Source organism: Agarivorans albus (genome assembly GCF_019670105.1).
Classification (GTDB): Bacteria; Pseudomonadota; Gammaproteobacteria; order Enterobacterales; family Celerinatantimonadaceae; genus Agarivorans; species Agarivorans albus.
Map to the genome: position 1 here is coordinate 3,369,904 of NZ_AP023032.1, position 23,133 is coordinate 3,393,036.

21 protein-coding genes are annotated in these 23,133 nt (G+C 45.5%); 7 read left to right on the top strand and 14 right to left on the bottom strand.

Going from position 1 to position 23,133, the window contains the following annotated elements:
* The first annotated feature begins 190 nt into the window (after positions 1–190).
* The 3 genes from K5620_RS15250 (at position 191) to K5620_RS15260 (ending at position 2,812) form a co-directional block, all read left to right on the top strand.
* The gene (locus tag K5620_RS15250; protein WP_016402714.1) at positions 191–1,093 is read left to right on the top strand and encodes a LysR family transcriptional regulator; all 903 of its coding nucleotides are present in this window, start codon (positions 191–193) and stop codon (positions 1,091–1,093) included.
* Between the two features lie 154 nt (positions 1,094–1,247).
* Positions 1,248–1,874, top strand: coding sequence for a type 2 periplasmic-binding domain-containing protein (locus K5620_RS15255; protein ID WP_016402712.1), 627 nt, complete (start codon positions 1,248–1,250; stop codon positions 1,872–1,874).
* A 125-nt stretch (positions 1,875–1,999) separates the two neighbouring features.
* Positions 2,000–2,812, top strand: coding sequence for an N-acetyl-ornithine deacetylase (locus tag K5620_RS15260; protein WP_016402711.1), 813 nt, complete (start codon positions 2,000–2,002; stop codon positions 2,810–2,812).
* A 10-nt stretch (positions 2,813–2,822) separates the two neighbouring features.
* Here the strand turns inward: K5620_RS15260 and K5620_RS15265 are convergent, their stop codons facing one another.
* A complete protein-coding gene (locus tag K5620_RS15265) occupies positions 2,823–5,531 on the bottom strand; it encodes a bifunctional acetate--CoA ligase family protein/GNAT family N-acetyltransferase (RefSeq protein ID WP_016402710.1) in 2,709 nt (902 codons plus the stop codon).
* A gap of 323 nt (positions 5,532–5,854) precedes the next feature.
* On the opposite strand from K5620_RS15265, the gene K5620_RS15270 reads away from it, so the two are divergent.
* Positions 5,855–6,259, top strand: coding sequence for a CBS domain-containing protein (locus K5620_RS15270; protein WP_016402709.1), 405 nt, complete (start codon positions 5,855–5,857; stop codon positions 6,257–6,259).
* Between the two features lie 71 nt (positions 6,260–6,330).
* Here K5620_RS15270 and K5620_RS15275 read toward each other — a convergent pair whose 3' ends face one another.
* The 4 genes from K5620_RS15275 to pomA form a co-directional block, all read right to left on the bottom strand.
* The gene (locus K5620_RS15275) at positions 6,331–6,834 is read right to left on the bottom strand and encodes a glycine cleavage system transcriptional repressor (protein WP_016402708.1); all 504 of its coding nucleotides are present in this window, start codon (positions 6,832–6,834) and stop codon (positions 6,331–6,333) included.
* Between the two features lie 198 nt (positions 6,835–7,032).
* Positions 7,033–8,496: a tRNA uracil 4-sulfurtransferase ThiI gene (gene thiI / locus K5620_RS15280; protein WP_016402707.1), complete on the bottom strand. Its 1,464-nt coding sequence runs from the start codon at positions 8,494–8,496 to the stop codon at positions 7,033–7,035.
* 158 nt (positions 8,497–8,654) lie between these two features.
* Positions 8,655–9,572, bottom strand: coding sequence for a flagellar motor protein MotB (locus tag K5620_RS15285; protein ID WP_040307387.1), 918 nt, complete (start codon positions 9,570–9,572; stop codon positions 8,655–8,657).
* 10 nt (positions 9,573–9,582) lie between these two features.
* Positions 9,583–10,347: a flagellar motor protein PomA gene (gene pomA, locus K5620_RS15290; RefSeq protein ID WP_016402705.1), complete on the bottom strand. Its 765-nt coding sequence runs from the start codon at positions 10,345–10,347 to the stop codon at positions 9,583–9,585.
* A gap of 223 nt (positions 10,348–10,570) precedes the next feature.
* Between pomA and K5620_RS15295 the strand changes: the two genes are divergently transcribed.
* From K5620_RS15295 to dxs, 3 genes are read left to right on the top strand one after another with little or no spacing between them, the layout of a single operon-like run.
* Positions 10,571–10,816 carry an exodeoxyribonuclease VII small subunit gene (locus K5620_RS15295; protein WP_016402704.1) on the top strand — a complete coding sequence of 82 codons (246 nt, stop codon included), beginning with the start codon at positions 10,571–10,573 and terminating at the stop codon, positions 10,814–10,816.
* Positions 10,813–11,700, top strand: coding sequence for a (2E,6E)-farnesyl diphosphate synthase (ispA, locus tag K5620_RS15300; protein WP_016402703.1), 888 nt, complete (start codon positions 10,813–10,815; stop codon positions 11,698–11,700). The genes K5620_RS15295 and ispA overlap by 4 nt, the downstream gene beginning before the upstream one ends.
* Positions 11,701–11,734: 34 nt before the next feature.
* Complete coding sequence (dxs, locus tag K5620_RS15305; protein ID WP_016402702.1) at positions 11,735–13,603, top strand: 1-deoxy-D-xylulose-5-phosphate synthase; 1,869 nt, start codon at positions 11,735–11,737, stop codon at positions 13,601–13,603.
* Between the two features lie 4 nt (positions 13,604–13,607).
* Here the strand turns inward: dxs and K5620_RS15310 are convergent, their stop codons facing one another.
* From K5620_RS15310 to nusB, 9 genes are all read right to left on the bottom strand, one after another.
* Positions 13,608–15,137 carry an ABC transporter substrate-binding protein gene (locus K5620_RS15310; RefSeq protein ID WP_016402701.1) on the bottom strand — a complete coding sequence of 510 codons (1,530 nt, stop codon included), beginning with the start codon at positions 15,135–15,137 and terminating at the stop codon, positions 13,608–13,610.
* 98 nt (positions 15,138–15,235) lie between these two features.
* A complete protein-coding gene (locus tag K5620_RS15315) occupies positions 15,236–16,270 on the bottom strand; it encodes a peptide ABC transporter ATP-binding protein (protein WP_016402700.1) in 1,035 nt (344 codons plus the stop codon).
* Positions 16,267–17,247, bottom strand: a complete 981-nt coding sequence (gene dppD / locus K5620_RS15320; protein ID WP_016402699.1) for a dipeptide ABC transporter ATP-binding protein — start codon at positions 17,245–17,247, stop codon at positions 16,267–16,269. Before dppD ends, K5620_RS15315 begins: the two co-directional genes overlap by 4 nt.
* A 10-nt stretch (positions 17,248–17,257) precedes the next feature.
* On the bottom strand, positions 17,258–18,160 hold the full coding sequence (dppC, locus tag K5620_RS15325) for a dipeptide ABC transporter permease DppC (RefSeq protein ID WP_016402698.1): 903 nt from the start codon (positions 18,158–18,160) through the stop codon (positions 17,258–17,260).
* A 13-nt stretch (positions 18,161–18,173) separates the two neighbouring features.
* Positions 18,174–19,184 carry an ABC transporter permease subunit gene (locus K5620_RS15330; protein ID WP_016402697.1) on the bottom strand — a complete coding sequence of 337 codons (1,011 nt, stop codon included), beginning with the start codon at positions 19,182–19,184 and terminating at the stop codon, positions 18,174–18,176.
* Between the two features lie 58 nt (positions 19,185–19,242).
* Positions 19,243–20,832 (bottom strand): ABC transporter substrate-binding protein, encoded by a 1,590-nt coding sequence (locus tag K5620_RS15335; RefSeq protein ID WP_016402696.1) that lies wholly within the window; start codon positions 20,830–20,832, stop codon positions 19,243–19,245.
* Between the two features lie 390 nt (positions 20,833–21,222).
* Entirely contained in the window at positions 21,223–21,702 is a 480-nt protein-coding gene (locus tag K5620_RS15340) for a phosphatidylglycerophosphatase A family protein (RefSeq protein WP_016402695.1), read from the bottom strand.
* A 24-nt stretch (positions 21,703–21,726) separates the two neighbouring features.
* Entirely contained in the window at positions 21,727–22,704 is a 978-nt protein-coding gene (thiL, locus tag K5620_RS15345) for a thiamine-phosphate kinase (RefSeq protein ID WP_016402694.1), read from the bottom strand.
* A 4-nt stretch (positions 22,705–22,708) separates the two neighbouring features.
* Complete coding sequence (gene nusB / locus K5620_RS15350; RefSeq protein WP_016402693.1) at positions 22,709–23,125, bottom strand: transcription antitermination factor NusB; 417 nt, start codon at positions 23,123–23,125, stop codon at positions 22,709–22,711.
* Positions 23,126–23,133 lie beyond the last annotated feature (8 nt).

Sequence of the window (23,133 nt, forward strand, 5' to 3'; positions counted from 1 at the left end):
ATAAAACAAGGTTTAGCATTTCAGCTTTGATTTTAGTTAATCCTGCTCCAGCGGAAATCAGACCTTAGTGCAAGTAAACCGTGAAGTAATAAGCAAGCCTTAGCTAAAACCACACTTTTAATTAACATTTACTTTACACCTTGGTGATTTATCCATATATAGAAACAAAGAAATTAATTATTTCCAAAATATGCCAAATGTAGATGATTTGATTTTATTTGCCGACGTGGTTGAACAAGGCTCGTTCTCTCGGGTCGCAGAACAGCGCGAGTTAACTAATTCGGTAGTGAGCAAGCGCGTGGCTCGTTTAGAGCAGCAACTGGCGGTACAACTGCTCTATCGCACTACCCGAAAACTTACACTCACTGAGGCTGGCCAAGCACTATATAGCCAAGCCAAACACATTGCGCTTAGTGCACAAGAAGCCTTTGCCGAAGTAGGCGAATATGGCGAAAGCCTAAGCGGCAAGATCCGCATTAGTGTGCCAACTATCTCTGGGGAACTGCTACTTGCCGAAGCCTTAGCAGCATTTAGCGAACAACACCCAGAAATTAGCATTGAGATGTCGATGGATAATCGCTTTGTAGACTTGCTAGAAGATGGATTTGATTTGGTGATTCGCACCGGTAGCTTGCCTGACTCATCGTTAATTGCCAGGCATATTATCGACTCGCATTGGGTGGTGGTAGCCAGCCCAGCTTACTTAAAAAAGCATGGCACTCCCAAAGCCCCAGATGAGCTTAAACAACATCGCTGCCTAAGTTATAGCTATCAGGAAGGTGGCGCGGAAGACTGGTTATTTAAAGTGAAAGAGACCACTCAAGCCATTCGCATTAACAGTGGCTTTAGCACCAACAACGCACGAGCATTACGCAAAACCGCGTTAGCTGGGCATGGTTTAATTTATGTGCCACGCTGTTTGGTGTACCAAGATTTAGCCAAACAAGACTTACACGAAGTACTAACAGGGCAAGCCGCAAAGGTGTTAGGCATTTACGCCATGTATCCTTTTACCCGCCAGCAACCTAAAAAAATCAAATTGCTGATTGAACATATTCGGCAGCACTACCTAGCCATTTCGGAGTATTTTTAAGCTCTCAACACAAAATGACTAAATTATGAGCAGCGTTACTAAAATGCCCTCTATACTTTGCTTAAGCCAATAAAACGCTTGAGTAATAATGCCAACTCGATTGTTAATACTAAGCTTTTTGTTCACGCCTTTTTTCATTAATGCAGCGGCATTGATGAAAGTAGCCGTGCTCGACTACGACCTAGACTCCGGCGAAGATGAGCCAGGTTTAGATTATTTAGTAGAAGCCGCCGCGCAAATAGATATTGAGCTGGAACTTATCCCGCTGCCGGAAGCGCGCGCCCACCGCTTAGTGCAAAATGGTGAGTTAGACGGCGAGGCTTTCCCCTACGAAATTCCTACTCGTGATTCCAGCCACATGATAAAAATAGATGTGCCCATCGAGAGCTCATCATTATGGATTTGGGTTCCACACGACCAAAACTGCGTGAATGACCCAAACCAGCTGAGTAACTTTAAGCCGGTAGGTTTAAATGGAATACCCTACTTTGATATCTTTTATCAATTATCAGAAATGGGGTTTGAGAAAGTATCTACCCCGCACATAATGGTGGAAATGCTTCGCCGCGGCCGCGCAGATTACTTCCCAGCAACCAAACGCTCCATAGAGTTCTTACTTGATGAAACCGATCAGGCGCTAATTAAACCTTGCTTTAATGAACCCTTCATTACCATAACCAGCTACTTTTACTTAAATGAAAAACATCACGCTATTGCCGAGTTGTTTCAACAAGAACTTGCCGAAGTAGTAAGCCTTCACCCTGACGATGACGACGATTAACCACTTAAGCTAAAGCGCTAATTCCTTTTAGAAAAACAAGTAAATACTGCTCAAGACTAGAGCCTAAGCAAAAGTACTGGTAGTGTTCGCTTAAGCAATCACTTAACCATGCAGGAGCTTAGGTTTTGAGCCGTTCTTCATTCCAACAGTTTCATTGGCAGTCTCAGCAGTTTGGCTGTGCCAGCAATGACATCGATAGATTCTATTCATTACTTCATGAACAAATGCAGCGCTTAGGCATGCAACAGCAAACACTTGGTAAAATTGAAAGCTACCCTGTTGATTTATATAGCCCTGCGGCGCCCAAGCAACATTTACCTAATATTCTTATTAGCGCGGGCTTTCATGGAGAAGAAGCAGCTGGACCATGGGGAATGCTAAAGTTTCTTAGCCAGCTTAACGATGATGTATTTCTATCTGTAAACCTAAGCCTATTGCCGCTAGTGAACCCTACTGGATTTAAAGCCGGACATCGCTTTAACCAATATGGTGAAAACCCCAATCGCGGTTTTGGAGTAGCCGATGGCACTGCGCTTGAAACCGAAGAAAGCTCTATAGAAGGCAAGTTACTTATTAAGCAGCAAGCGCTGCTAAAGGCACTAAGCAGTGACGGCATACTGACCTGCCACGAAGATGTATTGCAGCACCACTGCTATGTGTATTCTTTTGAGCCAGAGCAAGACGCAGGGCCTTTTAGCCTAGGTTTGCGAGATAGTTTGGCGCAGTACTTTAAGGTGGCTGAAGACAACAGCATTGACGGTTGCCCACTGGACAATGGTTTGATTCACAACCATTACGACAGTTCCTTTGAATCTTGCTTAGTACGCATTGGCGCTAAACGCGGCGCGTGCAGCGAAACCCCTGCACTAGAAGATTTTGACCAGCGCATTAATGCTAACTGCGCTGTGATGCAACAATTTGTTAGTTCAAGCCAATAACTAAAAGCTTCTAACTAGCCTCTGCTGGGGGATTGTTTTGTAGCTCAAGCTGCATTTCAATTACCCCATCTTCCAATTCAAACTTCACTTTAAAACCAAGGTGTTTGGCTAAACCTGCCATGCCGCGGTTTTGGATCATGGTCATGCCACTTAATGTTTGGGTGCCCATTTGTTGATAGTAGCGAATCATCTTTTGCAGTAAGTGTTTACCTAAACCTTGGCCTTGCAAATCGCTTCTCACCACCATGGCGAACTCGGCATCTAAGTTGTCGGGATCGATGCTGGCGCGCACTACTCCTAGTATCATCCGGTCGTCTTCGGCTTGCTCATCCACCGCAATAAAGGCCATTTCTCGGGCGTAATCAATTTGAGTGAGCAAAGCCATTTCTTCATGGGTCATTTGCCCACGTGCGCCAAAGTAACGCTTGTAGCGATCTTCTTCGGTAAGTGATGAATCGAAGGCTAAGTGGTTAGGCTCGTCTTCTGGCAAAATTGGGCGAAGCAATACCTTTGTGCCACTTTTTGTCTGGCAATACTCTTCCAGCTCTTTGGGATAAGGGCGAATAGCAAGACGCTGGCTTGAGCGCTGATCGGTTTTTTGCAAACGCATATTCACGTCAAGCAAGGTAATGTTATCGCCAGCAGCCAACACCGGATTGAGATCTAAACGGGCAATCTCTGGGCAATCGATAATCAAGTTTGATAGCCGGGTTAGCATGGTACAGAGCGCCTGCATTTTCAATCCGTTAGGCAAGCGTCTGTCTCGTATTTTTTCAGCTTTAAGTGCCGAAATCACTAAATAACGCGCCAAACTCATATTAAGTGGCGGCAGGGCCACCGCTGCATCTTGGGTTTCGTCCCACTCAGAGCCGCCTTCGCCCAAGAAAATAGCAGGGCCAAATACTGGGTCATTAATTACTGCCACACGAAGCTCTTGTGCGCCAGCAGTTAAGGCCATTCGTTGCAGAATCATGCCTTCCACCTTGGCTTGTGGGTAGGCTTGCTTGACCCTGTCGAGCATCGATTCTGCGGCTATTTCTAGCTCATGCTGGTTATTAATATTTAGGCTCACCCCATGCACATCAGACTTGTGCAGTATATCGGGCGACTGAATTTTTAAGGCTACCGGGTAGCCAATGGTGTCGGCGCAACTAATGGCTTCTTCAACATTGTGCACAAACCAAGTATCGATAGTTTGCAAGCCATAGGCATGCAACAAGGGCTTGGCATCATGAGTTTCCAGCACAAAAATATCTTTAGCAATCGCTTGCTGGAGCAACTGCTTAGCACCTTGATCAACTAAGGTTTTGTCGGTAGTGCTGGGGGTTTCTGACAACAATTTTTGATTGCGACGAAACTCAACCATATGCATGAATGCTCCCACAGCCCCCTCGGGGGTGCGGTAAGTAGGAATGCCTGCTTTAGTGAAGGCCAACCGACCAGAATAGGCGGTTTCTTCGCCCATCCAGTTGGTAAGAATATTTAAACGGCGCGCCTTGCTGTCTTGCTTAATCACATTAATTAAGGCATCGGCGGTGGACTCTGCCCCCGCCAGCGCCGAAGGTGCGTGCATTAACAGCAATGCGTCTGCTTCGCCTGAGCTTGCAACGATGTCTAAGGCTTTGGCATAGCGACTTGGGTCGGCGTCGCCAACAATATCTAAGGGGTTTTGCCCTGACCAAGCGCTGGGTAGCACCTCAGATAGCTTAGCCAAAGTATCCTCTGAGAACTCTGCCAGTTTCCCCCCGCGCTCCATTAAAGCATCTACCGCCAGCACTGCTGGCCCGCCACCGTTACTCAAAATAGCTAAGCGCTCACCTTGCAAAGGGTTGGCGTAAGTCAGTGTTTCTACCGCAGCAAACAGCTCGTGTAGGTCTTTTACCCGTAACATACCAGCACGCTTAAACGCCGCGTCGTAAACCGCGTCGTTGCCCACTAGTCCGCCGGTATGCAGGGCTGCCGCTTGCGCGCCTAAGCGGCTGCGGCCGGACTTAATCACCAATATGGCTTTATTGCGTGAGGCTGCTCGAGCCGCCGACATAAAGCGCTGGGTATCCTTCACCGAGTCGATATACAGCATAATCACTTGGGTTTTGGCGTCTCTGGCTAAGAAGTCGAGCAGTTCGCCAAAGTCGATATCTAAGGCATCTCCTAAAGAGATAAAAGATGAGAAACCAATGCCCTTATTATTTGCCCAATCTAATACAGTGGTGCACACAGCTGCAGATTGCGACACAAAGGCTATCTTGCCTGACTGGCTATTGGCGTGAGCGAATGAGGCATTTAATCCAATATTAGGTAGCATTAAGCCCAAGCTGTTTGGCCCTAAAATACGCATGCCGTAACGCTGGCCAAAGGCCAGAACCTGTTCCGCAATGGTTTGCTCTTGGCCGTCTAATTTAATATCTAAACCGCCGGCTGTAATAATCGCGGCTTTACAGCCAAATTGGCCAAGCTTTTCCACAACCTCTGGCAAACGGCTGGCGTTTACACAAACAATGGCGAGGTCTGGGCGCTGAGGGAGCTTCTCGATACTGGGATAAGCCAGTACACCTAACACCGCTTTATATTTAGGGCTCACCGGCATAACCGGACCATTAAAGCCGGCGCTCATTAGGTTTTTCATTACCACATTGCCAGGGCGTGAGGCACGATTAGATGCACCAATAACCGCGATAGACTTTGGCGAAAACAAATCATGCAGCTTGCGTTGACTCATTAGCGGGATCTCTTTGGCTGAACTTAAGCAATTATGCTCAAGTGTAACGTGTATCGACTAAGACTAAAGTATTCATTGTTCACACAATTTACATCGCTAGACCAAGGTAGTAGTAACCGTGAGCTGAATAATAAGAGTGACTAGGAGCCAGATAATCTAATTACCCACAAAAAATACGACTATTGAGCAACATTACAACTACAATTAATTCAAAGTCACCCTGGTTTTTTTAAGTCGCACCAGTTTTTTATACAAACAACTGGACAAAAAGCATTTTTTTTATTCATATCTTAAAGAAACCCTGCAATTTTAAGGAAGAAAGCATGCCGTTAACCTCTATTCGAGCAATTGACTACATGACCAAAAATCCGGTTACGGTTACCCCTTCAAACTCTCTATTTGAAGCCATTGATATCATGATTACCGCCAAGGTTTCTGGCGCGACCGTCATCAACGAGCGACGTGAAGTAGTTGGTGTTATTTCTGAAATTGACTGCTTACAGGCCATTTTAAAAGGCACTTATCATGGGGAGATTGGTGGTTCAGTCGCTGATTACATGAGTGAAGAAGTCGATATTATTGGTACCGACATGGATATTCTTGCTGTTGCAGAAAAATTGATTAAAGAAAAACGTCGTAGAATGCCAGTGGTGCAAAATGGCAAATTTATTGGTCAATACAGTATTCGAAGCATTCTTAATGCAGTGAAAGAATTCAATCTTAAATAACGAGTTCACTGTGCTTTACCCACTAAAAAGGGCAGCTAAACTGCCCTTTTTTGCTTTTGGTAACATACCGATTAGTGAACTTGATTAACCACCATCTGAGATTGCAAACCTTCTATCTCGGCAATAATTCCAGCAGTGTTCTCACTGTCTGGCACCATGAGATCAAGCTCGGCAGTAAACACACTGCCTCCTGCTTCAGGTACGCTCATTCGATGGCATTCAAGCTTATTAACATTAACGCCATGCCCCACTAGCAAACGCGTAATATCGTTAATGAGGCCGGGGCGATCTTCTGCATCAATGACCAAGCTTAATGATTCACTTTGAGATAAGTGGGCCGGTTTGCAGCCGTTAATGCTTAGGTGTAAGTCATCTACCGCAAGCAAGGCTTGCTGCAAGGCCTGAGTATTTTTTTGCGGAACCTGCACTTTGAAGATACAAGCCACTTGACCATCTAAATTGACAACCCGACTACTTAACCACTTTCCTTGATGAGAGTGGGTAATATCGGCCAAGCGATTTAGTGTACCAGGCTTATCTTCACCGGTGGCAGTAACTAAAAATAGATCGCTCATACATCTACCCCTTTATGCTAAAACCTAGTTTAAGTTTATACCACCCAGCGGCAAAGGGTGTGACAAGACGCAGGATTTGAGCGGGTTAGCAGTAAAAGCTTGTAAAAATGCTAAGTGGGCAGAAAAATGCCTATTTTTTAATGAGTTTGCTTGGAACATCCAATAAAAAAGCCGACTTTCGTCGGCTCTATTTCATGCTTATTTGTTGCTATAAACACCGACATTTTTAAAACCAGCATCTTGCAAATACAAAGCTTGTAATTTGCTCATGACCCCACGGTCACAATACAGCATGTAATGCTTAGATTGGTCTAAATCGCCAAACTGAGTAGCTAACTTAAAGAATGGGATATGCTTAACTTCCACTTCTTCTAAACTAAAGGGCTGTTGCTCTTGTTCTTCTATGGAGCGAATATCTAAAACAACCGCTTCTTTATCTTGTGCTAGCTCTTCTTCGCTAAGCACTTCGGTCACTTGCTCGTCGGCTTCTTTGGTCACATCACGAATATCGGTAATGCGGCACTCTTCTACTACCTTATCCAAAATCGCAAAATCGAAGTTTTCTTCTTCGGCCAGTAGCTTAGACTCAACCGCTTTTACCGTTGGCTTGTTAGAAATAACACCACAGTACTCTGGCATAGTTTCGGCAAAATCGTTGGTGCCAATATGCTTAGCCGTATCAATAATATCTTGTTTATCGGTGGCAATTAGCGGGCGAAGAATCAAGGTTTCTGACACTCGGTCAATCATGCTTAAGTTAACCAAGGTTTGGCTAGATACTTGACCTACCGCTTCACCGGTTACCAATGCGGGAATATCTAAATGCTGAGCCACCTTAGACGCTGCTCGCACCATCATACGTTTGAGTACTACGCCCATTTGGCCGTTGTCTACTTTTTCAAGTATCTCGTTCACCACTGGATCAAAATCCACCGCAACAAACTTAACCCGATGCGACGAACCAAAGCGCTTCCAGAGGTGGTGAGCAACCTGCTTAACGCCTAGCTCATGAGCGCGACCACCTAAATTAAAGAAACAGTAGTGTACTTTTGCGCCACGTTTGATGAGTTGATAACTCGACACGCCCGAGTCAAAACCGCCAGAAATAAGCGACAATACACTTTCTTGTGTTGCGATTGGGAAACCGCCTAAACCTGGGTGCTTCTCTTGCACCAAATACATCACGTCGTCGGCGATTTCGATTTTCACCGTTACGTCAGGATTTTTTAAACGCACCCCATTGCTCTCACAATGTTGGTTTAAACCACCACCAACGTAACGCTCTACTTCAATAGATGAGAAATCGTGTTTGCCACTTCGCTTAACCCGTACACAAAAGGTTTTGTCTTTTAAACGATCTTTCCAAGCGTCAAAAGTTAACTCATAAATATTGTGTAAATCGGTGTAGCTATGTTGTTTCACTTCCAAGAAGTGCACGATACCCGGCGTAGAAGAAAGCGCTTGAATCACCGCTTCGCGGTTATCTTCGCTGTCGTTACGCGAAGTAACAACCATGCGATCCCAATCTAAACGCACTCGAATAGTTTCATCGATTGGACTAATTACATTGCGAATATTGCTTTGAAGAATTTTGCTGAAGCGCTTACGAACCGGCTTACTCTTCATGGCAATTTCTGGAAATAGTTTAACGATGAACTTCATAACTCAAGGGCCTTGATAAATTTGGGCGCGAATTATACCGCGAGTTAAGGCAGCGAGCCAATATTGTTTAGTTTAGCTCGCCTTGGTAGGAATTTGGGGGAAAGTATAAATTGAGAAAGTACAAAACTCGCTTAGCTCAGCTAAGCGAGTTGGCTGGTTTACTCTTCTCCAGAAACGGCTATCTCACCAGATTGAGAGGCCTTACCTTGCATAATACCGATTTCTACGCGGCGGTTACGGCGGCGGTTCTCGATAGTATTATTTTTCATTAAGGGTTGAGTATCCGCTAATCCGCTCACGATTAAGCGCTCTTCGGCAAAGCCACGCACTTTAATGAGTTCATGGGCCACCGACACAGCACGCTGACTAGATAAATCCCAGTTAGAGCGGTACAACTCTGACTCTGCTTGCTGATTATCGGTATGGCCAGACACGGTGACAATACCAGGAATGTCTTTAATCACCTCACCCACACGGCGAATAACCGGGCGAAACTTAGGTTGTAAAAAGGCAGACCCTGAAGGGAAAGCGCCCTTCTCTCGCACGCGAATAATAATTTGCTGACCAAGCGACTCCACCTCAATGGCGCCATCTTCAATTTGGTCTCGCAACTGCTGGGCGATTCGCTTGGCCGTTTCATTTTGTTGGGCTTGGGTTTCGGACTGGCTTTGTGAGGACTGAGCTTGAGTAGCTGAGGCTCGGCCACCCGTTTGCTGGCCAGCGGCTTTTTGCTGACCACCAGCATCAGCTTCTTCACCATCATGAAACTCAAGCTTGGCCTGAGTCATATCAATGGTTTGCTGCATGATGGTTTCGATAGGTGTTGGCTCAGGGCGGCCCGGCCTAAACTCTTGCGCAATTACCGAGGTTCCTTTTGGAATGTCTTTTACTTCCAGTAGATTTTGCACACCAAAAGCATACTTCATTGAACCGGCAATTTGCTTAAACTTTAGTACGTCCATTTCCGAGAAGGCCAACAGCAATACAAAGAAGCACATCAACAGAGACATGAGATCGGCGAAGGTGCCCATCCATGCGGGCAGTCCTTCGGGGGGGCACTTGCAAGGTTCTTCCATACTGCGCTACCTACTCGTCTGTTGTGCCTAGTGAGCGCTTGCCTTCTGGCAAGTAGTTTTTCAAAACACCCTCAATCACTCGCGGGTTCTGGCCATCTTGAATACCCAGTACAGCATCCAAAATCAAACTACGGTTAAGCTTTTCTTCACCCGCACGCAATAGCAGTTTTTCGCTAATAGGAATGGCCACCATGTTGGCAAGAATGGCTCCATACAAAGTCGTTAACAAGGCTACCGCCATAGCAGGGCCAATGGATTTAGGGTCATCCATGTTAGATAACATGGCTACCAGGCCAATCAGCGTACCAATCATTCCCATGGCTGGTGCTACATCACCTAAGGCTTTAAAAATACCGGCTCCAAATTCATGGCGCTCGGAGGTAAGCAAGATATCCTTTTCCATGGTGGCGCGCACGACGTCGGCATCATGGCCATCCACCAGCATATCGATCCCTTTTTGCATAAAGGGGTTGGTGATCTCGGCTTCTTCTAGCGCCAAAAAGCCGCCTTTACGGGCTGCGTCGGCCATTTCTACAGAGCGCTCGATAAGATCGTCGGGCTTGTCGGCTTTAAACATAAAAGCCTTAGCCGCAATTTTCACCGCTCCCAAAAACTGACCTAGGTTGTATTTCATCAATACAACAAACAAGGAGCCACAAAAAACAATTAGTACCGAGGGAATGTCGATAAAAATCTCAATTCCGCCACCCATCACCATCGCCATAACAACAAAGGCGAAGGCGCCGATAATCCCAATCAGCGTTGCTAAATCCACTGCTTTTTCCTTTTAACCTGTAGCCTAGAGATTCTAATTAAACTAATACTAGTCTACTCGCAAAACAGAATCGAAGGTAATTTTGTGTTCTCATTTCAATATCTTGACCTACCAAGCTCTTCTATATTTATCGGCCAATATTAAAATACTTGAGTCGCAAGTTTGACCTACCCATACGGCTAAGGTAACTTTGCGCCAGAATACGCTTGATAGAGGCTCTAGCATGGTTGCAAAAAAACCAGAAAAGATGAAGTTTGAAGAAACCTTAAATGAACTTGAAGACATTGTTCAACAGCTTGAACAAGGTGAGCTAAGCCTCGAAGATTCTCTTAAGCAATTTGAACGCGGCATCAGTTTAGCCAATGCTGGCCAAGCTAAGTTGCAGCAGGCTCAACAGCAAGTTGAGATACTTCGCCAAGGGCCAAATGGCGATTCACTAGAACCTTTAGTGCAGGAGCCTTCTGAGTGAATTCTAGTTTAGCTAGCACCATTGCTGACTACCAATCCCAAATAAACACCCATTTAGACAGTGTTTTAGCCAATCAAGTTGTTAATGACCCAAAGCTACTGGCAGCCATGCGTCACGGCCTATTGCTAGGCGGTAAGCGAGTTCGCCCTCTGTTAGTTTATTTAGTTGGGCAATTAAACAATGCGCCCAAAGATATACTTAATGCTGCGGCAGCGGCTGTAGAGTGCATTCACGCCTATTCGCTAATTCATGATGATTTACCAGCCATGGATGATGATGAACTGCGCCGTGGCCAGCCTACTTGCCATATTGCTTATGACGAAGCAACTGCCATTCTAGCGGGTGACGCCTTACAAAGCCTCGCCTTTAGCTTAATTGCTGAAGCACCGGCCAGCGATGCCCAAAAAGTGGCAATGCTTAAAATATTAAGCCAAGCGGCTGGTTATAACGGTATGTGCGGTGGTCAGGCATTAGATATTGCGGCAACCAACCAACAGGTTAGCCTAGAGCAGCTAGAAAGAGTGCACCAACACAAAACCGGTGCCATTATCAAAGCAGCGGTAATGTTAGGTGCAGTTTGTGGCAAGATTGAACAAGCAAATGAGCAGCAGGCTTTAGCTCGTTATGCAGATGCGTTAGGCTTAGCCTTTCAAGTTCGTGATGACATTTTAGATATAATTAGTGATACCGACACTTTAGGTAAACCACAGGGCTCAGATCAGGCCCTAAATAAGAGCACTTACCCAAGTTTACTGGGCCTTGAAGGCGCCGTAGAAAAAGCTGAAAACCTAGGTAAAGAAGCGCTTCAAGCCTTAGAGAGTTTGCCTTACAATAGTGAGTTGCTAGCCTTATTAGCTGATTATGTCGTACATCGAAACAACTAGTCGTCAACAATAAGAATAATGATAAGCATTTTATATGACACTGAATATTAAAGATTACCCTACACTTGCTCTGGCTGACTTGCCTCCGCAACTTCGCCAGCTTGAGCAACAGCAGCTACCTGAACTGTGTGATGAACTTCGCCAATACCTTCTTAACAGTGTCAGCCAATCGAGTGGCCATTTAGCATCAGGTTTAGGTGCTGTTGAGCTAACGGTAGCCTTGCATTACGTGTATAACACCCCGTTCGATAAACTGGTTTGGGACGTAGGCCACCAAGCTTATCCGCACAAAATTTTAACTGGTCGCCGTGAAAAAATGTCGACCATTCGCCAATTTAAAGGCTTGCACCCTTTCCCATGGCGCGGCGAAAGTGAATACGATGTACTCAGCGTAGGCCATTCAAGCACTTCTATTGGTGCCGCCTTAGGTATGGCTATTGCGGCTGAAAAAGAACAGCAAGGCCGTAAAGTGGTTGCTGTAATTGGCGATGGCGCAATGACCGCAGGCATGGCTTTTGAAGCACTAAACCATGCTGGTGCTATTCATAACGACATGTTAGTGATTCTTAATGACAACGAGATGTCGATTTCTGAGAACGTTGGCGCACTGAATAATTCTTTAGCCAATATTCTTTCTGGCTCTTTGTACTCATCGCTACGTGAAGGCGGCAAAAAAGTACTAAGTGGCATGCCACCGATTAAAGAGCTCGCTCGCAGAGCGGAAGAACACCTTAAAGGCATGGTAGTGCCGGGTACTTTGTTTGAAGAATTTGGTTTTAATTACATTGGTCCAATTGATGGCCATGATGTGAAAGGCTTGGTGCGCACCTTAAGCAATATGCGCGACTTAAAAGGCCCGCAAATTCTGCATGTAATGACCAAAAAAGGTAAAGGTTACCTACCCGCAGAGCAAGATCCGATTGGCTATCACGGGGTGCCTAAATTTGACCCTAGCCAAGACAACTTGCCTAAAAGCAAAGGCGCAGCCCCTACATTTTCTAAAGTTTTTGGTGACTGGTTATGCGACATGGCAGCCAAAGATAAAAAGCTGATGGGAATTACGCCCGCCATGCGCGAAGGCTCAGGCATGGTGCGTTTTTCTAAAGAGTTTCCAGAACAATACTTTGATGTGGCCATTGCCGAGCAGCATGCTGTAACCTTTGCTGCAGGCTTAGCAATTGCCGGTTACCAACCGGTTGTTGCGATTTACAGTACCTTTTTACAACGCGCCTATGATCAATTAATTCACGATGTAGCAATTCAAAATTTACCCGTTTTGTTTGCCATTGACCGTGCTGGCATTGTTGGAGCCGATGGCCCAACTCACCAAGGTGCTTTTGATTTAAGCTACCTACGCACCGTGCCTAACTTAGTGATTATGGCACCAGCTAACGAAGACGAATGTAGGCAGATGCTCTACACCGGCCACTTGCACCAAGGCCCAGCAGCGGTGCGCTACCCGCGTGGTGGTGCCGATAATACACCGGTAAATAGCGAAATGACCGCTATGGAAATTGGTAAAGCTCGGGTCATTAGAGAAGGCAAGAAAATCGCCATTCTTAACTTTGGTAGTTTACTGTGCAAAGCCGCGCCAGTGGCGGAGCAACTAGATGCAACCTTGGTTGATATGCGCTTTGTTAAGCCCTTAGACGAAGCGTGCATTAAAGCCTTGGTTGCCGAGCATGATGTGCTAGTGACAGTGGAAGAAAATGCAATACAAGGCGGCGCAGGCTCTGCAGTAAACGAATTCTTATTTGCTCAGCAGCTTAACCAAGTAAAAGTACTAAACATTGGCTTACCCGATAATTTTGTTGAGCAAGGTAGCCAAGAACAAATTTATGACTTACTCGGTTTAGATAGCAAAGGCATCCAACAAAAAATTGAACGTTTCTGCCAAGCTTAAGCGACTAATCGAGCACCTGTAGCTGCTCGAACAATGGGAATGGACTAGCCCGATTCATATTCTTTATATCAATCCGCTGGTTCAAGGCCCAAATTTTTCGCTGCCAGTATAAGGGAACAAATACTGCTTCCTGATAGATTTGCTGCTCTAAGTACTGAATAATTTTAGCGCGTTTCTCCTCATCTAACTCTTGCTCACCGGCCAGAATAAGTTGGCTAATTTTATCGTTTTGATAGGCTTTACAAGGTCCACCCTCATCGGTAATCGGTTCTCCCTCACTGAGAAACATCGCCCGCGCAATCGACAACACATTGCCCGCATCTCCCTGCCTACGTGTTAACACTAAGTCACTTGAACAACTATCCACAGCCAACTGGTAGTCTTGATCACTTAACCATTGGGGCTGCAAAGAAATATTCACCCGATCCAACATCGACACCAACTGTGAAACCACTTTAGATTGGTCACCAAATAATGACTCAGGTACAGCCATGGTTAGTTTAAAGCCTTTTTCGTAACCCGCTTGCTGTAACAATTGATGTGCCAATAACAAGTTATAACGCGGCAACAGCTCGGCATTGTAACCGGCTTGCCCTGGTATGCTTAGCTGAGTAGAAGCCAAAGCATAAGGCCCTAGCACCTCGGCTAAACGAATATTATCTATGGCTAAGTTTAGCGCTTGGCGGACTCTACGATTGTCTAAGGCTGGGTTACGCTGGTTTAATTCAATAGCTAACCACTTTAACCCTTCAGTTTGAATCACCGACAATTGCTTATCTTTATTGAGCAACTCTACGTAGTTCTCTGGCACGTGATCTACGATATCAACATCGCGAGAAAACAAGCTAGCCATGCGCATTTCAGCTTGTTTAATCGGCACCACTTTAATCCGCTGTACATTGCTACGATTAGTACGCCAGTAGCTTGAATGAATTTCAAACTCAGTAACAATACCCGGTACATAACGGCTTACTTTAAAAGGGCCAGTACCCGATACAGCAAAGGATGAGCTCGTGTTTTCTTCAGCGGTGTAAAACTGCTTATCTGCCGGAAAAATAAAACTCAAACGTTGAATCAACTCAGAAAAAGGCCGATAAGTACGAACTTCAAATTGCAGGGTATTAAGCGCCTTTAAGCTCTTAATAGGTGCAAACAAAGCATGTAAATGAGCTTGCTGAGAAATTTGTTGGAAGGTCCACTCTACGTCTTCGGCCGTCAGTGGATTACCAGAGTGAAACACTACGCCACTGCGTAATTCAAACTGAATCTGTGTGGGAGAAATAATTTTCCACTTGGTGATTAAACGTGGCGCAATACGCCCTTGTTGATCGAGCAAAAATAAGGGGTCGAACAACAAGTGATTAATAAAGTTACTATTGGCATCCAGTTCATCAACAAGTTGCTGTGGCTCGGCGTGAAAAGCGGTTCCCCAAACCAGAGTATTGGCCTTAGCTTGTTGCCAAGCGCCAAGGCTTACAAGCAACAACAAAGTAATAGGCAGGGATTTGATTTTCAACTTTGCTAACAACGCCAACGTCTTGAACCTTAAAACGATTAATGCTGCTAACTTACACGTGATGACGCAATAAAAAAAGCGGGACAAGCCCGCTTTTTGATTGGATAGCGTGCAAGTTAAGCGATTCGTCCTTCTTCTCGAGCAAAACACGCAACTTGCGCATTAGCTTCGCTTACCAAACTTGGCTGTTCTTTATTGCATCGCTCATTGGCATAACGACAACGTGCGTGGAAAGCACAACCTTTAGGTGGGTTAAGTGGCGAAGGCAGTTCACCTTCTAACTTAATTTTCTCGCGGCGATGGCTAGGGTCTAAGCGCGGCGTACTTGATAACAGCGCTTGAGTATAAGGATGCTTAGGATTAGCAAACAGCTCCTCACAAGAAGCATATTCTACCGCCTTGCCTAAATACATCACCATCACTTCATCTGCAATGTGCTCTACAACCGATAAATCATGCGAAATGAAGATATAACTTAAGCCCATCTCATCTTGCAGATCCATCATCAGGTTTAACACCTGCGCCTGCACAGATACGTCTAGCGCCGATACGGGCTCATCGGCTACCACAACCTTAGGGTCAAGCATTAAACCGCGTGCAATAGCGATACGTTGACGCTGACCACCAGAGAACATATGTGGGTAACGATCGTAATGCTCAGGGCGCAAGCCCACTTTGGCTAACATAGCTAAGGCTTTTTGCTTTCGCTCGGCTTTGCTCATATCGCTGTTAATCACCAAAGGTTCTTCGAGAATGGTCCCTACTTTTTTACGCGGATTCAGCGAGCCATAGGGGTTTTGGAAGATGATTTGGATTTTCTGACGCAAGGCTTTGGCGGCATCTTTACCCAAGCTAAGAATATCTTTGCCATCAAAGCAAAGCTCACCAGCAGTGGGCGTTTCGATCATGGTTAGTACCCGAGCTAAGGTCGACTTACCGCAACCAGACTCACCAACCACTGCCAACGTTTTACCCTTCTCTAACTTAAAGCTCACACCATCTAAGGCTTTAACAGTGGCGTCTGGTTTAAACATTCCAGCTTTTACGTGGTAATGCTTCTTAACCCCGTTTACCTCCAATACCGATTCTTGGGTAGTTTCTTCTACTGGAGCAGCATCTAAAGCCGCTGCTTTCATAATGCTATCACTCATGCGCTTGGTCTCCCGCTTTCATCCAGTGGTGTAAAGCATCGCACTTGACGCATTCCTTCTCCCTGCATTGCAGGCTGTTCGTTTTGACAACGCTCGGTGGCATAAGGGCAACGCGGGTTTAACAAGCAACCAATTGGTCGGTCAAACGCACCAGGCACGACACCAGGTAGTGCGTCTAAACGCTCTTTACCTGCCGATGATTCAGGCAGTGAACGGAGCAAGGCTTGGGTATAAGGATGTTTCGGCGTTGAGAAAATCTCTTCGGCTGGGCCGGTTTCCACCACTTGTCCAGCGTACATCACAATCACTCGGTGAGCAGACTCAGCCACTAATGCTAAATCGTGAGTAATCAGCACCAAGCCCATGTTTTTCTGCTTTTGTAGATCCAACAACAAATCGACGATTTGCGCTTGAATGGTTACATCCAACGCGGTGGTTGGTTCATCGGCAATCAACAGTTTTGGATCGCAGGCTATCGCCATGGCGATCATCACCCGCTGACTCATACCGCCCGATAACTGATGCGGATAGGTTTTTAAGCGCGATTCGGGATCAGGAATACCCACTTGCTCAAGTAATTCGATTACCCGTTTACGACGCCACTTTTTGTCACCGCTTTGATGAATTTTAAGGGCTTCACTAATTTGGTATTCAACGGTATAACACGGGTTTAAGCTTGACATTGGCTCTTGGAAAATCATCGCGATTTCAGCACCGGTAATCGCGCGACGTTTATCCTCTGGCATGGCCAATAAGTCTTGCCCTTCAAAATTAAGGGTGTCGGCAGTCACTTTTCCCGGGTAGTCAATCAACCCCATAATGGACAAAGAACTGACACTTTTACCCGAGCCAGATTCGCCAACAATACCTACAATTTCACCCTTTTCTACGCTGTAACCTACTTGGTCCACCGCACGAAATGGATTATCTCCATCACCAAACTCAACAGTAAGGTTATTCACTTCTAATAAAGACACAAGGCTTCTCCTACTGCTTCAACTTGGGATCAAGGGCATCACGTAAACCGTCGCCCATTAAGTTAAAGGCTAATACCGTTAACAGAATCACTAAGCCAGGGAAGGTAACTACCCACCAAGCACGTTGCACAAACTGCAAGGCATCGGCCAACATGCTTCCCCACTCTGGCGTTGGCGGTTGAGCACCTAAACCTAGGAAGCCCAGTGCAGCCATATCCAAAATAGCGTTAGAGAAGCCCAAGGTAGCCTGCACGATAAGTGGTGCAGTACAGTTAGGTAGAATTGTAATAAACATTAAACGCAGTGAGCCAGCACCGGCCACCCGCGAAGAGATCACGTAATCTTTGTTTAACTCGGCGATGGTTGAGGCTCGAGTTAAACGCACATAGTGCGGCATAGATACAATGGCAATTGCCATAGCTGCGTTGAAAATACTTGGACCTAAGATAGCCACAATTGCAATTGCCAGTAGTAAGCTAGGCATGGCCAACATAATGTCTACCGCGCGCATGATGATGGTTTCAACATAGCCGCGGAAGAATCCAGCAATTAGCCCCAGAATAACGCCAATACCTAAGGACAGCGTTACCACTAAGCAACCAATAAACAATGATAGTTGCGCACCATGAATTAGACGCGACAAGATATCGCGACCAACATCGTCGGTTCCGAGGATATGAGCGGTGGTCCCCCCCTCTACCCAAAACGGTGGTAGCAGCAAGGCATCACGATATTGTTCAATGGGAGAGTGCGGCGCAATCACATTTGCCAGCAAAGCCACCACAATCATTGTTGCGATAAATACCAAGCCAATGACTGCTCCGGTATTTTGACTAAAGTAGCCCCAAAATTCTTGTAACGGCGTTTGTACTTGTGGTCCAGTGGTGGCTGGAGTCGTTGTTTGTTCAGACATAATACACTCCTCCTTATTTGCCGTGACGGATCCGTGGGTTTACCACGCCGTAAAGAATATCGACAATCAAATTCACCACAATAATAATGGTAGCCACGATCAGAATGCCCCCTTGTACAACTGGGTAGTCGCGTCGGCCAATCGATTCAATCAACCATTTACCAATGCCTGGCCAAGCAAAAATTGTCTCGGTAAGAATCGCACCCGATAACAAAATGCCCACCTGCAAACCAATTACTGTAATTACTGGAATAAGAGCGTTACGCAACGCGTGCACTACAATTACTCGCATTGGCGCCATGCCTTTTGAGCGAGCGGTACGAATGTAGTCTTCGCCTAATACTTCAAGCATTGATGAGCGGGTCATACGGGCGATTACTGCCATCGGAATAGTGCCCAATACGATACTTGGCAAAACTAGGTGATGTAGTGCAGATAGAAATGCGCCGTCTTCGTCGGAGAGCAGCGTGTCAATCAACATAAAACCGGTGACCTCATCTATCCAGAAGGTCACATCGAGCCGCCCGGACACGGGGGTTATCCCCAAGTTCACCGAGAACACCAGCATTAACAGCAAGGCCCACCAGAATATGGGCATGGAATAGCCGGTGAGAGAAAAGGTCATGACCGAATGGTCAAATAAGGAACCCCGTTTCACAGCAGCAATAATCCCGCAGGGCAAGCCTACTAATATCGCAAAGATTGCTGCGCAGGTAGCCAACTCTACAGTGGCAGGAAACAAGGTCATAAATTCTTCGGTTACAGGCGTCTTGGTGATTAATGAACGTCCAAGATCGCCACTCGCAATATTCTTCACATAATCAAAGTATTGGACCAACAAGGGTTGGTCTAAGCCCAACTCGGCACGCAAGGCTGCGTGACGTTCAGGAGACACGCCCCTTTCACCTGCCATTACTTCTATTGGGTCGCCAGGAATCAAGCGAATCAAAGTAAAGGTTAAAAGAGTAATGCCGATGAAGGTGGGTATCACCAACATCAATTTTTTTATAATAAACTGGAACATAACTACAGCTCTGTGTCTGAAGGAAGGAAAGGGGCTGTTGCCAGCCCCTTAAGTATATTTATTTTAGCGACACGCCATAGAAGTGGTGACCACCTAATGGATCAATCTTAAAGCCTTGAACTTCTTTACGAACTGGCTTGTAAGCCACTGAGTGAGCAATTGTTACCCACGGAGCTTGTTCTTTAAAGATTAACTGTGCTTCTTCGTACAGTGGTGCACGTTCAGCTTGAACAGAAATCTGTTTAGCTTTAGTGATTACGTCGTTAAATGGCTTATGACACCACATAGCACGGTTACCACCACCAACAGCATCACAGCCTAGTAATACGCTTAGGAAGTTATCTGGGTCACCATTATCACCGGTCCAACCAAGTAACACGGTATCGTGCTCACCTTGCTTAGAACGCTTAAGGTATTCACCCCATTCGTAGCTAACGATTTCAGCTTGTACGCCTACTTTTGCCCAGTCAGCTTGAATCACTTCCGCCATACGACGTGCGTTAGGGTTGTAAGGACGCTGTACTGGCATTGCCCAAATGTTAGTCTTAAGATCGGTCACACCCGCTTCGGCCAATAAAGCTTTTGCTTTAACCGGATCGTAAGGGTAATCAACGGTATCTTCGTTGTAAGACCACATTGTTGGTGGGATTGGGTTTTTAGCAATTTTACCGCTACCCTGGAATACCGCATCAATAATCGCTTGCTTGTTAACCGCTAGGCTAAGAGCTTGGCGAACTTTAACGTTATCAAATGGTGGTTTTTGGGTATTAAATGCCAAGTAACCTACGTTTAAGCCTTCTTGGCTCATTAGGTTGATGTCAGCATCTTTTTGCATTTGCTCAACATCAGCCGGGTTTGGATAAGGCATTACGTGACACTCGCCAGCTTTAAGCTTGGCGTAACGTACTGATGCATCTGGTGTAATAGAGAATACCAAACGGTCAATCTTAGGCGCGCCTTGCCAGTAATCTGCATTACCTACGTAGCGAATAATTGAGTCTTTTTGGTATTGTACTTTTTGGAAAGGACCAGTACCCACAGGGTCTAAGTCTAGTTTCTCAGGTGTACCAGCAGCTAACATCGCATCAGCTTGCTCAGCAGAGAAGATAGATGCAAAGTCCATCGCCATGTTTGCAATAAACGGAGCTTCAGGCTTGCTTAGTACAAACTTAACCGTGTAATCGTCAACTTTAACGATCTCTTTAACCAAGTCGTTCATACCCATACCGCTGTAGTACTCGTAAGAACCACCCGATACTTTATGGTAAGGATGCTCAGGGTCATCTTGGCGTTCAAAGGTGAACACTACGTCGTCAGCATTAAATTCGCGAGAAGGTTTGAAACCTTTTTTCTGACTGTGAAATTTTACGCCTTTGCGTAAATGAAAGGTGTACTCTAGGCCATCTTCAGAAACATCCCAAGATTCTGCCAACCCTGGAACAACATTGGTTGTACCTACTTCAAATTCAACCAAACGGTTAAAGATGGTCTTAGAAGACGCATCAAAAGTGGTTCCTGCTGTATATAAACTTGGGTTAAAACCTTCTGGACTGCCTTCTGAACAGAAGACAAATGTTTGCGCTTGAACGCCCACAGCTACCGCACTAGCTACAAGTGCAAGTGACAGCTTCGCCAATCCTTTCTTCATTATGATTCTCCGTGTGACATCTTGTCATGTATGCAACCGTTATGGCTGCATTTCCGGTGTGTTTGCGAATAGACTAATAATTATTGTTCTTGATAAATCTAGACCCTGCACTAGCAAATGTCGCTATTCAAACAACAATTGTGAACTGAGCAAGACTTAATCAAGCCTGATCCGCTTTTTGCCCGTAATAAATTAGTATTTTTATCTGCCACTGTAAATAGCATAAACAGGATTTTATAATCCAAAAATCACAGAAGGCAGTGATAGTGATTAAGGATTCGATATAATGTCATATTTATGCAATAAAGAATAAGCTTATGCAAGGTTTGCATAAGCAGAATTAACTAAATTTAGGGGAGAACAAATTTGGCAAGCAGAGAGAATGCTCTGTTAAGCGAGGACAAACAGCACAACTTGCAAAGAAATAGCAGCAAACACACCGGCTAATACGTCATCTATCATTATACCAAAGCCACCGTGCACTTTTTTGTCCAAAATTTTGATGGGCCAAGGCTTCAAAACATCAAAAAAGCGAAAAAGTATAAAGCCGAGTAGCACATTAAGGGGAGATAGCGGCACCATGAACATGGTAATCCAGTAGCCAACAAACTCATCCCACACAATCGCCCCATGATCATGTACCCCCATCGCATCACTCGCTTTTTGACAACACCAAACACCAAAAACAAAGCTTACTAGTAGTACTGCCACGTAGGCCCAAACAGGTAATGGCGCTAGCAGTAAATACAAAGGAATGGCAGCTAAGGTACCAAAAGTACCCGGTGCTTTGGGGGCTAAGCCACTACCTAAACCAAGTGCGCATAAGTGTAGAGGGTTCCGTAAGCTTAATTTGGCTAAAGCTTTATCCATTGCAGTTCTCGCTACTCGCTAGGATTAGTTGAAGTGATCCCACCCAGTGGGTTCGATTTGATAAGGTTTATCTTGATATTTTAGCTTTATCTCGCCATGGCCAGGCGCTAACTGCCCGATACAAGTAAACTGTATTCCACTGAAAGATAAAGAAGTATCGACTGAGCCTTTATTAGATTCAGGCACAGTAAAGCATAGCTCGTAATCCTCGCCACCATTTAGTGCTAAGGCAATGCTTTGATCTACACCAACGGCTTCATTCATGGTCTCTGAAAGTGGCAGGCTGTCTAGGTTTAGTACCGCCGAGCAATGGCTTTTTCTGAGGATATGCTGTAAATCGTTGTATAGGCCATCTGAAATATCAATGGTTGCAGAGGCTATATCACGCAAGCCATAGCCAGCAAGCACCCGAGGTTGCGGGTAATAGTGCTGTTTTAAGCTTAGCTCTAACTGTTGAGGGTTTAAGCTGATTTTGTCTTGAAGATGCGCTAGCGCAAGACCAGAGTCACCAATATTGCCAGTAACATATACCCAGTCACCAGGCTTGGCTCCGTCTCTGCGCAAGGCTTTTCCTTCAGGTACTACGCCGTGAACCGTCACGGTAATACTTAAGGGACCTTTAGTGGTGTCACCACCAATTAAGGCAACATTGAAGTATTCAGCTAAGTCATAAAAGCCTTTGCTGAACTGGGCTAACCACGCTTCGTCAATTTCCGGCAAGGTGATCGCTAAGGTCACCCAACGCGGCTCTGCCCCCATGGCTGCCATGTCGCTTAAATTAACGGCAAGCGCTTTATGGCCAAGCGCGCGAGGTGGGATATCTGAGAAAAAATGTACGCCTTCTACCAAGGTGTCGGTAGAAATAGCAATTTGGTTATTCTCGGGAACAGTTACCAGCGCTGCATCATCACCTACACCCAGTAATACATCGGGGCGTGAAGCACTGCGCTGGAAGAACTTTTCGATGATATCAAATTCACCCAAAGGAGGCTGAGAAGACATGCAACTAAGACTTAAACTGCTGTAAACGTAGTACTTTATCTAGCACGCCATTAACAAACTTGTGGCTATCTTCAGCGGCAAATGACTTAGCTAATTCAATCGCTTCGTTAATTACAACTTTAGGTGGCACATCGCTCACCATTAATAGCTCGTAAACACCAATCAACAAAATTGCGTGTTCAACAATATCTAATTCTTCTAACTTACGAGAAAGCGAAGAGCTCATCGCTTCATCTAACTTTTCGCTGTTTGCTACTACGCCAGTCAGCAGAGTAGAAAAATAAGGAACATCGGCCTTACTCATGTCTTGTTCGGTTAGGAACTGATGTTCGATGTTAGCAACGCTGTCCTTGGTCACCTGCCATTGATAAATTGCTTGAGTAGCAAATTGCCTAGCTTTACGACGTGCAGCTGGTTTCACAGAGAATT